The organism is Nocardia sp. NPDC050630, assembly GCF_044457245.1.
Lineage (GTDB): Bacteria > Actinomycetota > Actinomycetes > Mycobacteriales > Mycobacteriaceae > Nocardia.
Genome location: NZ_JBITGN010000001.1, coordinates 1288050 through 1305034 on the forward strand (window position 1 = coordinate 1288050; position 16985 = coordinate 1305034).

The 16985-nt window shown below is 68.7% G+C and carries 3 protein-coding genes (1 of these 3 only partly in view); all 3 read left to right on the plus strand.

Annotated elements, in window-relative coordinates:
• Tightly spaced (at most 8 nt apart), the 3 genes in view from ACIBG0_RS05435 to ACIBG0_RS05445 form a layout consistent with a single transcriptional unit that may run on beyond the window.
• Positions 1-4568 carry the end of a type I polyketide synthase gene (locus ACIBG0_RS05435; protein ID WP_397029462.1) on the plus strand. The gene continues 6301 nt to the left of window position 1, outside the view, so 4568 of the gene's 10869 nt are visible here — the last part of the coding sequence; its start codon lies beyond the left edge, outside the window; it ends in the stop codon at positions 4566-4568.
• Positions 4565-15388, plus strand: a complete 10824-nt coding sequence (locus tag ACIBG0_RS05440; protein ID WP_397029464.1) for a type I polyketide synthase — start codon at positions 4565-4567, stop codon at positions 15386-15388. Before ACIBG0_RS05435 ends, ACIBG0_RS05440 begins: the two co-directional genes overlap by 4 nt.
• 8 nt (positions 15389-15396) lie before the next feature.
• On the plus strand, positions 15397-16977 hold the full coding sequence (locus ACIBG0_RS05445; RefSeq protein ID WP_397029466.1) for an MFS transporter: 1581 nt from the start codon (positions 15397-15399) through the stop codon (positions 16975-16977).
• Positions 16978-16985 lie beyond the last annotated feature (8 nt).

Here is a 16985-nt window from a genome sequence, read left to right on the forward strand (position 1 = left end):
ATGCGGTGGAGGCGCACGGCACCGGGACGACACTGGGTGATCCGATGGAGGCGCAGGCATTGATCGCCGCCTACGGTCAGGATCGGCCGGGAGCGCCGCTGCGGATCGGCTCGCTGAAGTCGAATATCGGGCACACCTCGGCCGCCGCAGGCGTGGCGGGAGTGATCAAGATGGTGCAGGCGTTGCGGAACGAGACTCTGCCGATGACGCTGCACGTGGATGTGCCCAGCCCGCATGTGGATTGGTCGGCCGGCGGTGTGGAGTTGCTGACCGAGCCGCAGCGGTGGCCGCGCAACGGGCGTGTTCGCCGCGCGGGCGTGTCGTCGTTCGGTGTCAGCGGCACCAATGCCCATGCGATCCTGGAGGAAGCGCCGCCGCAACGAATCCCGGTGGCACCCAACGGAACTCCGGCAGACCTGCCGTTGCCTTTGCTGGTATCGGCCAAATCCGAGGCAGGGTTGCGGGCGCAGGCGGATCGGCTCCTGCAGTGGTTGGTGGCCGGACCCGAGCGAGAGATCGCCGATGTCGCGTACTCGCTGAGCGCCTTCCGCTCCCATCTGGAATTCCGAGGCGCGGTCGTCGGGACGGGGCGCGACGAGATCCTTTCCGGTCTGGCGGATTTGGCGGCGGGCAAGGTGTCTTCCGGTGCCGTCGAGGGCGTCGCGGCGACGGGGAAGACCGCGTGGCTGTTCACGGGACAGGGTGCGCAGCGCGCGGGGATGGGTAAGGACCTCTATGCGGCGTTCCCGGTGTTCGCGCAGGTTCTGGACGAGGTGTGTGCCCAGTTCGATGCTCTCCTGACGCGTGATCCGGGAGCGGATTCCGCGCCCGGGCTGCTCGCGGTGATATTCGATGACACCGAGGAACTGCTGCACCGCACCGAATTCACCCAGCCCGCGTTGTTCGCGTTCGAGGTGGCGCTGTCGCGGTTGCTGGAGTCGTTCGGTATCGCCGCGGACATGCTCATCGGGCACTCGATCGGTGAGCTGGCCGCCGCGTATGTGGCGGGGGTGTGGTCGCTGCCCGATGCCTGCCGTCTGGTGGCTGCCCGCGGTCGGTTGATGGGAGCTCTGCCCGAGGGCGGAGCGATGCTGGCAGTGGCCATCACGGAGACCGACGCGGCGGATATCGTCGCCGAATACGGCAGCAGGGTCTCGATCGCGGCGGTCAACGGCCCATCGTCGGTGGTGCTGTCCGGAGACGCGGACGCCATCGACGCGATCGAGCGTGTACTCGCCGGACGCGGACGCAAGACCAACCGGTTGCGGGTGAGCCACGCATTCCATTCGGCGCGAATGGATCCCGTGCTCGCCGAGTTCCGGCTGGTGGCCGACAGTGTGACCTACCACCCGCCGAAGATCCCGATCGTGTCGAACATCAGCGGCGCCGTGGCCGGTGCCGAGGTGACCGATCCGGGTTACTGGGTCGAGCAGGTGCGCGGTTGTGTGCGGTTCGCGCCCGGGATCGCCACCGTGGCCGAGGCCGGGGTGCGGCGGTTCGTGGAGATCGGGCCGGATGCCGTGTTGTCCGCGATGGCCCGGCAGTGTCTCGCCGAGATTCCGGACGTGGCGGCCGCATCGACGGTGGTCGCGGTTGCCCGGCGTTCGGTCGGCGAGCCATTGCAATTGGTGTCCGCATTGGCACAAGCGCATGTGGCGGGTGCCGGTGTGGATTGGACGCCGCTGTATGCGGATCGTCCGGTATCGCGGGTGCCATTGCCCACCTATGCATTCCAGCATCGGCGGTACTGGCTGCAACCGGTTACCGGTGGGGCGTCGCCGGGAGTATCGAGTCACCCGGTGCTGACCGGTGTGGTGCAGGTCGCGGGCAAGGACGAATGGATGCTCACCGGGCGGCTCTCGCGCCGGACCCATCCGTGGCTCGCGGATCACGTGAGCTACGGCGTGATGGTCGTGTCGAGTACGACGCTGGTGGAGATGTTGTGTGCGGCGGGACCCCGGTTCGGCTGCGCCGGGGTGGACGAGCTCACGCTGGAGGCCCCGATCTTCCCGCCCGAGGACGGCGCCGACATCGATCTGCAGGTGCTTGTCGACCAGGCCGACGATACGGGCCGCAGGCACTGTACGGTGCACTACCGCGTCGGTGAGGGAGAGTGGGTACGCAACGCCAGCGGCATTCTGACCGGTGACCGGCCGGCGGCGGAGCCGCTGCTGGAACGTCTTCGGGCGCAGCCGTGGCCGCCGTCGGATGCGGACCCGATCGACCCGGAATGGGTACCCGCGCATATCGAAGCCGTGTCGGGACTCGAATACGGTCGCTCCTTCCGCGGCATCGAACGCGCGTGGCAGCGTGGCGACGCCGTGTTCAGCGAGGTTGCGCTGGATCCGGCCGTCGAATCGGACGGTTTCCTGCTGCATCCGGGCCTGATCGACGTCATCGCGCATGCGGGGATGGCCCGTCTGGTGTGGCCGGAGCCCAGCTCCGACCCGAGCCGCGGCATGTTGCTGTTCCGGTGGGGCGGCGCCCGATTCCACGATGTCCGCAGGCCTGGTCCGTTGCGGGTGATCGCCGTGGCGAAAGGTGAGGACGTGCTCGCCGTGGCGGCGGTGGACGGCGACGGCAACCCGGTGGTCTCCTTCGACGAGATCGTGATGCGACCCTATGACGTCACCCAGATCCGCCGCCCGCTCGCCGGTGACGCCGGGGTGTACGAAATGGAATGGGCGGAGGTTCACCCTGCACCCGACGTGCCGGTGACCGACGAGGTCATCGCACTGGGGTCGGCTTCGATTGCCGGTGTGCGGGAACGCTATCCGGACCTCGACAGTCTGACATCGGATCGTGCGATGCCCGCTGTGCTGGTGTGGTCGGACGCGGCAGCGCGAAACGACGATGTCACCGTCGCCGCACATGAGCGGGCCCGGTCGGCACTACACCTGCTGCAGGGGTGGCTGGACAAGGATCCGTCGGAGCGGTCGCGGTTGGTCGTCGTCACCCACAACGGCCTCGGGCTGCCCGGCGAGACACCGGACCTCGCGGCGGCCACGGTGGCGGGCCTGGTTCGCAGTGCGCAGTCCGAGTATCCCGGCCGGATCGTCTTGCTCGACCGGCAGTCCACGTCCGTTCCGCTGTCGGTCGACACGGTGTTGTCGGCACTGGCGGCCGACGAGCCGCAGGTGGCCGTTCGCGCGGACACGATGCTGGTGCCGCGGCTGCGGCACTCGGAGGTGATCGCCGGCGCGAGACCGGCATTCGGCTCCGGCACCGTGCTGATCACCGGGGGTACCGGTGGTCTGGGCGCAATGGTGGCCCGTCACCTGGTTGCCGAGCACGGTGTCCGGCACCTGCTCCTGGTGTCCCGCAGTGGCGAGCGAGCCACAGGCGCAACGGAATTGGCGGCGCACCTGTGCGAGCTCGGAGCGAACGCGCGCATCGCGGCCTGCGATGTCGCGGACCGGTCCGCGTTGCGGGCACTGCTCGATTCGATACCGGCCGAACAGCCGTTGACGGCCGTGGTTCATGCCGCGGGTGTGCTCGACGATGCGACGATCGCGACGCTCACCGTCGAACAGCTGGACCGCGTGCTCGCGCCGAAGGTCGACGCGGCATGGAATCTGCACGAGTCGACGCGGAACGCTGATCTCTCGGCCTTCGTGCTGTTCTCGTCGATGGCCGCTGTCATCGGCGCCGCGGGACAGGCCAATTACGCTGCCGCCAACAGCTTCCTGGACACGTTGGCCGCGCGGCGCAGCGCCGAAGGGCTGCCCGCTGTGGCGCTGGCCTGGGGTCTGTGGGAGCCCACCGCGGCCGGCTCGGGCGGTATGGGCGGCACCCTGGATCACGTGGGTGCCGCACGCATGGCCCGCCTCGGCGTGCATCCACTGGCGCCGGCGGACGGCCTTCGGCTGTTCGATACCGCCGTGGGGATCGGATCGACCCCGGCGGGCGTATCCGCGCTCATGCCGTTCCGTCTCGACGTCAATGCGCTTCGGCGGGAAGCACATATGGCAACGGTTCCCCCGGTCCTGCGAAAAATCGCCCTGCCTTCTCGGTCCGCCGCCGCGGCGGAAAGACCATCGCAGGGTCTGGTACTGGATCGGCTACCGGAGGCCGACCGGGATCGCGCGGTTCTGGACTTGGTCCTCGAGCAGGCTGCCGCGGTACTGGGGCATTCCTCGGCGGGGGATATTCGGGCCGACAAGGGATTCGACGAGCTCGGCTTCGATTCGCTGGCCGGTGTGGATATGCGCAACCGGCTGTCGAAGAGCACCGGTCTGCGGTTGTCCTCGACGATGGTGTTCGACTACCCGACCCCGGTCGAACTGTCCCGATATCTGCACGAACAGCTGATCTCGGCGTCACCTGCGGCCCCACCGGCCGCTGTTTCCGCACCCGTCGATATCGACCGGCTGGAGGCGATGGTCGAACAGGCTCTCGCCGCGGCCGGTGACGACCCCGCTGCCGCTACCGCACTGCTCGGTATCGGCGACCGCCTCCGATCGCATTTCGGCGATCGATGGCAGGACGAGGAATTCGACGATGACCTTGCCGAGCATTCCGGCAGCGAACTATTGGATCTGCTTGACGAGGAGTTCGGTCGATCATGAGCAATGAGGAACGGCTCACCCAGTCCCTGCGGCGATTCGCCAGGGACCTGCGCGCCGCCAACAAGCGCATCCAGGACCTGGAGGAGCGTGCGCGGGAACCGATCGCGATCGTCGGGATGAGCTGCCGCTATCCCGGCGGCGTCGAATCGCCCGCGCAACTGTGGGACCTGGTGGCCTCCGGCGTCGACGCCATCGGCGAGTTCCCGACCGACCGGGGCTGGGATCTGGAGAAACTCTACAATCCGGATCCGGACGTTCCCGGCACGACCAATACCCGTGAAGGCGGATTCCTGTATTCGGCAGGCGATTTCGACGCGGGATTCTTCGGGATCGGCCCGCGGGAAGCCGCGATGATGGATCCCCAGCAGCGCTTGGCACTGGAGGCGTCCTGGGAAGCGCTGGAGTACGCGGGCATCGACCCGATGTCGCTGCGCGGCAGCGATACCGGTGTCTTCACCGGCGTTTTCCACCAGTACTACGGACCTAGGGTCGGCTCCCCGACACTGACCGCCGAGGCGGAAGGCCACGCCTATCTCGGTGCGGGAAACTCCATCGTATCCGGCCGGGTCGCTTACACATTCGGCTTCAAGGGGCCCACGATGTCGATCGACACCGTGTGCTCGTCGTCGCTGGTGGCCCTGCATCTCGCGTGCCAGGCGCTACGCAACGGCGAAACATCGCTGGCCCTGGCGGGCGGTGTCACGGTGATGTCGGATCCATCCCATCTGATCGCATTCGCCCGCCAGCACGGGCTCGCCACCGATGCCCGATGCAAGGCATTCGCGGCCGCCGCGGACGGGACCGGATTTTCCGAAGGTATCGGCATGCTGGTCGTCGAACGCCTGTCGGATGCGCAACGCCTGGGGCACAACGTCTTGGCGGTCATTCGCGGCAGCGCGCTCAATCAGGACGGCGCGAGCAAGGGGCTGACCGCACCGAACGGCCCGTCGCAGGAGCGTGTCATCGCACAGGCATTGGCCAATGCCGGACTGGAACCCGGCGACATCGACGCGGTGGAGGCGCACGGGACCGGCACGATGCTCGGGGATCCGATCGAAGCGCGCGCGCTGATCGGCGCCTACGGCGCGCGGCGTGAACACCTGCCGTTATATGTGGGTTCGCTCAAGTCGAATATTGGTCACACGTCCGCCGCGGCGGGGGTGGGCGGTGTGATCAAGATGGTTCAGGCGATGCGGCACGAGATGTTGCCGATGACATTGCATGTGGATGCGCCTACGCCACATGTGGATTGGTCGGCGGGCACTGTGCGCCTGCTGACCGAGGCGCAGCCGTGGCCCGCGGGTGAGCGGGTGCGCCGTGCGGGTGTCTCGTCCTTTGGGGCCAGCGGCACCAACGCGCACGTGATCATCGAGGAGGCTCCCGCCGAACCGGTCGCCGGGGCTGCTCCGGAACAGGCAGCGGCCGAAACGATTACGCCGAATACGAACTCCGATGTCGTCGCGTGGCTCCTGTCGGCGAAATCCGAACCCGGGCTGCGCGCGCAGGCGGATCGGCTGCGGCAGTGGTTAATCGGTGAACCCGATGCGGATGTATGGGATATGGCCCATTCGCTGATCACGTCGCGGGCGCTGTTGGACCGGCGCGCAGCGATCGTGGGCCGTGACCGGGAGGCACTGCTGGCGGGACTTGCGGCCCTTGCCGGCGGTTCCTCGTCGGAGGGCGTGGTCGATGGCGTCGTGGGCGCGGGACGCACGGCGTTCCTGTTCACCGGCCAGGGCGCGCAGCAACCCGGAATGGGCCGGGAACTGTACGCGGCGTTCCCCGTGTTCGCGGCCGCGCTGGACGAGGTATGCGCCGAACTCGACCCGTTGCTGGGACGAGCGCTGAAGGACGTGATGTTCGCCGCCGACGGTGATGCCGGTGCGGCCCTGCTGAATCGGACGGAATTCACCCAGCCCGCGTTGTTCGCGTACGAGGTGGCGGCCTACCGGCTGGTCGAATCGTTCGGTGTGACACCGGATGTGCTGCTCGGGCACTCCATCGGCGAGCTGGTGGCGGCGTATGTGGCGGGGGTGTGGTCGCTGGCGGACGCGTGCGCGCTGGTGGCGGCGCGGGGGCGACTGATGGGCGCCCTGCCCGGCGGCGGTGCGATGCTGGCGGCGGCTGTCACCGAAGACGAGGCGATCGAGCTGGTGGCCGGATACGCCGATCGGCTGTCGGTCGCCGCGGTGAATGGACCGGCGGCCGTGGTGCTGTCCGGCGACGCGGAGGCGGTCGACGACGTCCAACGGCTGCTCGCCGAGCGGAGTCGCAAGACCAGCAGGCTGCGGGTCAGCCACGCCTTCCATTCCGCCCGGATGGATCCGATGCTCGACGAATTCCGCTCGGTGGCAGCGGGATTGACTTATCATCAGCCGACCGTTCCGGTGGTGTCGAACGTGACCGGCGCTGTGGTGGAGCGGGAGCTGACCGATCCGGAGTATTGGGTGCGCCAGGTCCGTGCGGCCGTGCGGTTCGAGCCCGGCGTGCGCGCGCTGGCCGCGACCGGGGCCCGGCGGTTCCTGGAGGTCGGCCCGGACGCCGTCCTGGCCGCGATGACACGGCAATGCCTTGCCGAGGAACCCGGGACCGAGGGGCGGACCGTGGTGGCCGCTGCGGCCCGGCGTGGATGTGCGGAAGTCGCGCAGTTCACCACATTCCTGGCCGCCGCGCACGCCGCGGGACTGGACGTGGACTGGAGCCCCTTGTTCGCGGGCCGGAAATCGCGTCGAATTCCCTTGCCGACCTATGCATTCCAGCATCAGCGCCATTGGATCGCACCCACCGCCGTGCGGGGCGATGTCGGCCGCGCCGGTGTGACGGTGGTCGACCACCCCATGCTCGGCGGGTCGATCGTGGTGGCGGGCAGGGACGAATGGCTGTTCACCGGTCGGCTGTCGGTGGCGTCGCATCCGTGGATCGCCGATCACACCGTCTTCGGCGAGATTCTGCTCCCGGGAACAGGTTTCGTGGAGCTGGCCCTGGCGGTCGGCGCTCGGCTGGGTGTCGAGGTCGTCGACGAGCTGGTGCTGGAGGCGCCGCTGCGTTTCGGTGAGCGGACCGAGGTCGACGTGCAGATCGCGGTCGAAGAACCCGATAACGAGGGGCGCAGGCGATTCGTCGTGGCGTCCCGGATCGTCGGCGAACAATCGGCGGGCGGGAGTGGAACAACCCATGCGCGTGGCATTCTCGCCCCCGGCGGGGAAATGGAGGGTCCGGCCTACAAGGTCGACGACAACCCGGAGGACGACGCGATTCCCGGCGACGTCCTCTACGACGGCCTGGCCGCGCGCGGATTCGATTACGGCTCCGCATTCCAGGGGGCGCGCCGCGTCTGGCGCGATGGCGGCGGTGACATGGTGGCCGATGTGCGGTTGCCCGCCGAAGTCGGCGTGGACGGCGGCCGATTCGGCATCCATCCCGCGCTGCTCGACGCCGCATTGCATGCCGGGGTGCAGGATCTGGCCGCGGATCTGCCGCCCGGACAGGTGCCGCTGCCGTTCTCGTTCGGCGGCGTCCGGTTGTATCGCCCAGGGGCGACCGCCGCACAGGTGCGCATCCGGCGCGTCGGCGACAGTATGCGGCTGGAACTGGGTGACGACACCGGCGCTCCGGTACTGACCGTCGAATCGCTGCGGGCGCGCCCGGTGAACAGCCTGGCGCTGCGCGGTGATCGATCGATTGCCGACCGCGGGCTCTACGACGTGCAATGGAGTCGAGTCGGCTCCGGCGACGCGTCCTATGAAGTGGACGGCCTGCTGATCGCCGGGGTGGCCGTGCCCGGATTCGCACGGACCTACCCGGACCTGGCTGCCGAGACCGGCGACGCTCCGGATGTGCTGGTGTGGTTCGCCGATGGTCCCGACCGCCGCGCTGCGGACAGCGAGGCCGGTTCCCGGTCGGCGGCGGCCATCGTGCGAGATCGCGTGCACGCGGTGCTGGCCTCGGTGCGATCCTGGCTGCGCCTGCCCACTGCCGACGCCCGACTCGTGGTGGTGACGAGCAATGGTGCGGGGTTGCCCGGCGAAGACCCCGATTTGGCCGCCGCGGCCGTCTGGGGTCTGCTCCGGAGCGCGCAGTCGGAGAATCCCGGCCGGATCGTGCTGCTGGACATCGACGATGACAGCGCGGTGACCCCGGAACTGATCTCGGCGGCCATGGCGACCGACGAGAAGCAGCTGGCGCTGCGCGCGGGTGCGCTGCTGGCGCCGCGGCTGACCCGCCGCGATCCGGCCGCCGCGCGGACCCTCGATCTCGGCCCGGGTGCGGTGCTGATCACCGGTGGCACCGGCGGGCTGGGCGCGCTGGTGGCGCGGCATCTGGCCGGTAGGCACGGGGTGCGCGAACTGGTGCTGGTGTCGCGGCGCGGTGAGCGGGCCGAGGGTGTCGCCGAACTGGTGGCCGAACTGGCCGAACTCGGGGCCCGGACCCGGGTGGCGGCCTGTGATGTGAGCGATCGCGCCGCCGTGGCAGCGCTGCTCGACGACATCTCCGACGGCCCCGCGCCGACCGCGGTCATCCACGCCGCCGGCGTGCTGGCCGACGGCACCGTCGACACCCTCACCGCCGAGCAGGTCGACCGCGTGCTCGCACCGAAAGTCGATGCGGCACTGCATCTGCACGAGCTCACCTCCGATCTGTCGGCGTTCGTCCTGTTCTCCTCCGTTGCCGCGGTGGTCGGATCGTCGGGACAAGGCAACTATGCGGCGGCCAATTCGGTACTGGACGCATTGGCGCTCCGCCGCGTCAATGCGGGCCTGCCGGCGGTGTCGGTTGCCTGGGGGCCATGGGGCGGGCGCAGCGGAATGGCGGCCGAGCTGACCGATGCGGACCTGGACCGGTTGTCGCGCATGGGTTCTCGCCCGCTGTCGGAATCCGACGGTCTCGAATTGTTCGATCTGGCCGGTGGCGCCGGAGCTCCGTTCGTCGCCGCGGTCGACCTGGACACGGCGGCATTGGCCGTCGCTGCCGGGTCGGGAATGCTGCCCTCGATGTTGCGGTCGCTGGTGCCGTCCGCGCGCCGCGCGGCCGGAGGTGGCGACCTCGCGCGGCGGCTGGCGTCGCTGGCACCGGATGCTCGCGACGCGGCGGTACTCGAATTCGTCCGTGGCCAGGTCGCCGCAGTGCTGGGATATGCCGCGGGTGATCTGGTCGATATCGAGAAGCCCTTCAGCGCAATGGGTTTCGATTCGCTGGGCGCGGTCGAGTTTCGCAACCGGCTCACCACGACCACCGGCCTGCGGTTGCCGTCCACCCTCGTCTTCGACCACCCCACCACCCGGGCGGTGGCCGCCTTCATCGGGTCCCGGATGGGGGACTCGTCCACGCCGAAGCAGCGCAAGACCACGCGCCGGGTGCGAGCCGACGAGCCGATCGCGATCGTCGGAATGGCGTGCCGCTATCCCGGCGGCGTCGAATCCGCGGACGACCTGTGGGATCTGGTGTTCTCCGGCGCGGACGCCATCAGCGAGTTTCCGCCGGATCGCGGTTGGGACACGGCGCAGCTGTTCCATCCGGACCCCGACCATCCCGGCACGTCCTACGCCCGTGAGGGCGGCTTCCTGATGAACGCGGCCGAATTCGACGCGGGCTTCTTCGGAATCGGCCCGCGTGAGGCGATCGCGATGGATCCCCAGCAGCGGTTGCTGCTCGAGGTGTCGTGGGAGGCATTGGAACATGCGGGGATCGCCCCGACCTCGTTGCGGGGCAGCGACACCGGTGTCTACACCGGCGTGATGTACCAGGACTACGACGCCCTGACCCGCCTGGGTGGGCCCGAGGTGGAAGGCTTTGTCGCCACCGGCGCCGCGAGCAGTGTGGTGTCCGGCCGGGTCGCCTATTCGCTGGGGCTGGAAGGTCCGGCGATGACGGTGGATACGGCGTGCTCGTCATCGCTGGTGGCACTGCATCTGGCGTGCCGGGCTCTGCGCGAGGGGGAAAGCTCCCTCGCGCTGGTGGGCGGTGCCACGGTGATGGCCACTCCGACGGTGTTCGTGGAGTTCTCCCGGCAGCGCGGTCTGGCTCCCGATGGCCGGTCCAAAGCGTTCTCGGCGGCCGCCGATGGTGTGGCCTGGTCGGAGGGCGCGGGCGTGCTGGTGCTGGAACGACTGTCGGATGCGCGGCGGCTGGGGCACAACATCCTCGCGGTCGTCCGTGGCAGCGCTGTCAATCAGGACGGCGCGAGCAATGGCCTGACAGCGCCGAGCGGTCCGTCGCAGGAGCGCGTGATCGCGGCGGCGCTGGCCGATGCCGGTGTGCGTGCGCAGGACGTGGACGTGGTGGAGGCGCACGGGACGGGGACGGCATTGGGCGACCCCATCGAGGCACAGGCATTGATCGCCGCCTACGGACAGGAGCGGTCGGACCGGCCCCTGCGTATCGGCGCACTGAAGTCGAATATCGGCCATACACAGGCGGCCGCGGGTGTGGGCGGTGTGATCAAGATGGTGCAGGCGCTGCGGCATCAGGTGTTGCCGAAGACACTGCATGTGGACGCCTTGTCGCCGCACGTGGATTGGTCGGCTGGGTCGGTGCGGGTGTTGACCGCGCCCGAGCCGTGGCTGACCGGCGACCGGGTGCGGCGTGCGGGTGTCTCGTCGTTCGGGATCAGCGGAACCAACGCACATGTCATTGTCGAGGAAGCGCCGGATGCGCCGTCACTGGCCGGCGTATCGGAGCACGGCGGTGATCCCGATGTGCGGCAAAGCCCTTCGGTCGCCGATGTTTCCGTGGTGCCGCTGATGCTGTCGGCGAAGTCGGAGCAGGGACTGCGGGGACAGGCGGACCGGTTGCGGACATGGTTGGCCGACCGCCCGGATATCGATCTGTGGTCGGTAGCACGCTCGTTGGTGGACACGCGCGCACGGCTCGACCGACGGGGCGCCGTCGTCGGGCGCGATCGGGAGGAGTTGCTCGCGGGCCTGGCCGCGCTGGCATCGGGTTCGCCGCTGCCGGGGGTGGTCGACGGCATGGCGGGGTCGGGGAGAACCGCATTCCTGTTCACCGGTCAGGGAGCGCAGCGGACAGGGATGGGTTCGCGCCTGTATCAGGCGTTTCCGATGTTCGCGGCCGCGCTGGACGAGGTGTGCGCCGAGTTCGACAGCCGGCTCGGTGGGTCGCTGAAGGACGTCATGTTCGCCGATCCGGGGCAGATGCTGGATCGGACGGAGTTCACCCAACCGGCGTTGTTCGCGTTCGAGGTGGCCATGTTCCGGCTGCTGGAATCGTTCGACCTGTCGCCGGATGTCGTTGCGGGACATTCGATCGGTGAACTGGCGGCGGCGTTCGTGGCGGGCGTGTGGTCGCTCGAGGACGCGTGCGCGCTGGTGGCCGCGCGGGGCCGGTTGATGGGGGCGTTGCCGGCCGACGGGGCGATGCTGGCGGTGGCCGTGCCGGAGGACGAGGCGATGCGCGTGCTCGGCGAATTCGGCGACCACGTGTCGCTGGCGGCCGTGAATGGTCCGGAATCGGTGGTGCTGTCAGGGGACGCGGATGTGATCGACGAGATCGCGCGACGGCTGTCGGAAGAGGGGAGAAAGACCACGCGGTTGCGGGTCTCGCATGCGTTCCATTCGGCGTTGATGGAGCCCATGCTGGACGAATTCCGTGCTGTGGCACAGGGTTTGACGTATCGGGAGCCGTTGTTGCCGATCGTGTCGAATGTGTCGGGCACGCAGGTGAGTGCGCAGGTGTGCGATCCGGAGTACTGGGTCGCGCAGGTTCGTGGTTGCGTGCGATTCGCTCCCGGTGTGGACACCCTGGTCGGTGCTGGTGTGCGCAGGTTCGTGGAGGTCGGCCCGGACGCGGTGCTCGTTGCGATGACCGCCGAGTGTTTGGCCGAGCTTCCGCGAGCGGAGACGAAGTCGATGCTGGTGGCGGCGTCGTCGCGTCGGACGATCGACGAGACGGTCGGGTTCGTCACCCTCCTCGCGCAAGCGCACGCGGCGGGGCTGGAGCCGGATATGCCGCTGGTGTTCGCCGGGCGTGGCATGGATCGGGTGGCATTGCCGACCTACGCGTTCCAGCATCGGCGCTATTGGGTGCAGCCACAGGCAGGAGTCGTGACCGGAACATTCGGGCATCCGCTGTTGGCGAATGCGGTGCCGGTAGCGGGCAGGGATGAGTGGTTGTTCACCGGGCGGTTGTCGCTGCGGACGCATCCGTGGATCGCCGACCACGCGGTATTCGGTTCGGTGTTGTTGCCTGGGACGGCGTTCGCGGAATTGGCGTTGAGCGCGGGCCTACGACTGCGGGTGGACGTCATCGAGGAACTGCTACTCGAATCCCCACTGGTACTGGCCGACGGCATCGAGGTCGATCTGCAGTTGAGTGTCGCCGCACCCGATGAGGAGGGACGGCGCGCCTTCGCGATCTACTCCCGCCCCGCCGCCGAGGGGGACTCGGCCGCGGAGCATCCGTGGGTGCTGCACGCGAGGGGTGTGCTGACCGCTGCCGCCGGCGTCGTCCCGGTGTGGGACGAGCGGAGCTGGCCCCCGGCCGGTGCGGTGCCGTCGAGCGATGCGTCCTTCTACGATCGATTGGCGCAGCGCGGTTTCGAGTACGGCCCGGTATTCCAGGGTGTGACCGCGGTGTGGACTCGCGGCGAGCAGACCTTCGCCGACGTCTCACTCGACGACTCGGTGAGCGGTTCGGCCTCGGCGTTCGCCGTGCATCCGGCACTGCTCGACGCCTGTCTGCACGTGGGAATCGACGGCCTGTCCGACGACCTGGCGGCCGGGCAGGTGCCGTTGCCGTTCTCGTTCGCGGGAGTGCGGCTGTGGCGTTCCGGTGCCGGGGCGGTGCGTGTGCGGGTGGTCCGCGACGGCAGCGGGCAGATCGGAATGGTCGTCGTCGACGACACCGGTGCGGTCGTGCTGACAATCGATGCCGTGACCGCGCGCCCGGTCGATGTCCGGGCCTCGAGCGCGAGCTCGGCTCGCCGTGCGGCGCCGCTGCACCTGCGATGGGTTCGCGCGGATCGGGCTGCCACCACCACCACCACCGCCGTCATGGCTACAGTCGGGTCGGCGAGGGTGTCCAGGATCGACCGGCATTATCGTGACATCGCGGAATTGGCTGCGGCCGAGGAGATTCCGGATCTGGTCGTCTACTCGCTCGCCGACGGGGTCGCTCCCGCGTCCTCCGGCGCACGTGCCGCCGAGGTGCGGGCTTCTGTTCACACGGTCTGGACGATGCTGCGGTTGTGGTTGTCGAACGAGCGGCTGGCCGATGCTCGTCTGGTGGTGGTGACCCGCGGTGCGACGGCCGTGGCGAACGAGCCGGTCGATGTGGCCGCCGCCGCGGTGGCAGGCATGGTCCGCACCGCACAGTCCGAACATCCCGGCCGGATCGCGCTACTCGATCACGACGGCATGGTGGACGCCGATGTCGTGCGCACTGCCGTCGAATCGGATCGGGGACAGACAACGGTCCGCGACTCGCAGATATTCGTACCGCGACTGTCCGGCGGCGCGGTCACCGACGAACCGCAGTCGCTCGACCGGGGTGCGATGTTCGGGCACGGCACGGTATTGATCACCGGCGGCACCAGTGGTCTGGGTGCGGTCCTGGCCAGGCATCTGGTGGTGACGCACGGTGTCGAGCACCTGCTGCTGGCGTCGCGCCGGGGTGAAGCGGCCCCGGGCGTCGCGGACCTGGTGGCGGAATTGACCGCCCTGGGAGCAGAAACGCGTGTTGCCGCGTGCGATGTCGGTGATCGCGCCGATGTCGCTGCGGTGCTCGATTCGATCGCGCCGGAACATCCATTGACGGCGGTGATTCATTCCGCGGGTGTGGTCGACGACGCCACGCTCGAGAAACTGACCGCCGCGCAGATCGACCGGGTGCTCGTGCCCAAGGTCGACGGTGCCCTGCACCTGGACGAGCTGACCCGGGGCCACGACCTGTCGGCCTTCATTATGTTCTCCTCCGTCGCAGCGACATTCGGCGCACCCGGACAGGGCAACTACGCGGCGGCGAACTCGTTTCTCGACGGACTCGCACTCGCCCGCCGCGCCCAGGGGCTGCCCGCGCTCTCGCTGGCGTGGGGACCGTGGAACCAAGACGTCGGTATGACCGGCGCGATGGACCGAGCCGCGCTGACGCGGTGGGAACGACTGGGCATCAAGGTGCTCGGCATCGACGACGGGACCGCACTGTTCGACGCCGCGATCGCCTCGAACGAACCGGTGGCCGCCTGTGTCGAATTCGACAGGGCGGCACTGGCGGCGCAAGCCCGGACCGGGCTGTTGCCCGAGGTGCTCGAGAGCCTGGTACCCGCTCGAGCGCGTCGAGTGCCGGGCGGCAGCACCGGCCGGTTCGCCGCACGGGTGGCCGCCGCGCCGGAGGATCAGCGAGATGAGCTGATACTCGAATTCGTGCGGGAACTCGCCGCGGCGGTCCTGGGACATCCGTCGGCTGCGGCCGTCGATCCCGAAATCCCGTTCAACGAACTGGGATTCGATTCGCTCGGGGGTGTCGAGCTGCGGAACCGGCTCGCCGAGGAGGCAGCGATGAAACTACCGTCGACCCTGGTGTTCGATTACCCGACCGCCGCCGCGGTAGCGAAGCTGCTGGGGTCGCGGTGGGCGGCCACATCGACCACATCGGCGGTCGACGACCAGATCGACTCGCTGCAATCGCTGTTCGCGACCATGACGTCGGATCGGGACAAGGCACGTCTGGCCGAGCGGATCCGCTCGCTGCTGGCCGAAGCACTCCACGGCGGCGAATCCTCGGCCGGAAGCGATCGCGCCGCCGTCGAGGCGGCCAGTGCCGACGAACTCTTCGCACTCATCGACCAGCAGATTTCGACTCAGTGAGGAATGCCGTGACATGTAATGAGGTGACCGCATCCGCCGATCACGACGCAACGTCCCGTGGTCGGTGGTGGATCCTGGCCGTGGTGTGCATCGGCCCGATGATGGCTTTCGTCAATGTCTCCTCCACGCTCGGAGGGCTCGCCACCATCCAGGCCGATCTGCACCCCTCGTCGTCGATGGCCGTCTGGGTCGCCAGTGCCTACAGCCTGGTCGTGGCCAGTCTGGTGCTCGGCAGCGGGACCGTCGGGGATCTCCTCGGCCGGCGGCTGATCTTCGCGACCGGCGCGGCCGTCTTCGCGGCGGGCAGTGCTGTGGCATTCGCCGCGCACAACACGGTCGTATTGATTGCCGCCCAGGCCATCATGGGAATCGGCGGCGCGATGGTGTTGCCTACCAGCCTGGCCATCATCAGCCACACCTTCACCGATATGCGCGAACGCACCGAGGCCGTCAGTGTCTGGGCCGGAAGTTCCGGAATCGGCCTGGCGATCGGTCCGCTGGGAGCGGGGGTGCTGGCGGGTGCGTTCTCCTGGCATGCGATCTACCTGATCAATGTTGTACTCGGTGTGGTTGCCCTTCTCGGCGCGGTGACACTGATTCGTGAGAGCAGACTCCCCACCCGGGCACTCGATCCCATCGGGATGGTGCTGGGCACCCTCGCCATCGCGGCACTGACCTATGCGGTGATCGAAGGCGGCTCACTGGGATACACCGAGGTCCGCATCCTGTGTGCCTACGCTGTGCTGGCTGTGTCACTCGTGGCGTTCATCCGGTACGAAGCCCTCCATCCCGATCCCATGCTGGACGTGAAGCTCTTCCGGTCCGGATCCTTCAGCGCCGTGATGGGTACGGCCGCGATCACCCTGCTGGGATTCACCGGCACCGCGCTGGTCACCGTGCTCTACCTGCAGCACGTGCAGGGAACCACGGTCCTCGCCGCCGCCGTGCGGCTCCTGGTGATGTTCGGCCCCTTCGTCCTCATCAGCGCCGTCGCCGCCCGTATCGTGCATCGCATCGGGTTCACGACGATGCTCACACTCGGCCTCGTCGTCATGGCCGCCGGCATCTTCGCGCTCCTCGCCAGTCCACCCGGTACCGGGTTCGGCCGGATCTGGCCCGGACTACTGCTCGCCGGTATCGGCAGCGGCATGCTCATCGCACCCGCTACCGCGGCGGCGGTCAACAGCGTCGCACCACACCAGGCAGGTATGGCCAGCGCCACGGTCAACTTGTTCCGCCAGGTCGGCAATGTACTGGGTGCCAGCGTTCTGGGCACCATCCTGACGACGCGGTTCGCCGACAACCTCCGCGACGAACTCCGTGCTGCCGACCTGCCTCGACCACTCACCGACGCCGTCGTGTCCGCCGCCGCAGCGGGCGAGCACAGCTCTGCCCTCCCGCCCGCCGTCGCCGGACCGGTCCGCAACGCCATCCAGCACGCGTTCACCGACGCCACCCATCTCGCCCTCGCCGTCGCCGGCGTCGCGCTGCTGATCACCGCGGTCCCGGTCGCGATATTCGTCCGCCGGCAACCCGGCACATTCGAGAGCGCCACGGCGTCAACGACTTCGGAACTCGACACCGCATAGGACGGACG

Bases quoted from the DNA above. Each gene is read 5' to 3' on its own strand.
- ACIBG0_RS05440 (WP_397029464.1), top strand. From the start codon at position 4,565: ATGAGCAATGAGGAACGGCTCACCCAGTCCCTGCGGCGATTCGCCAGG.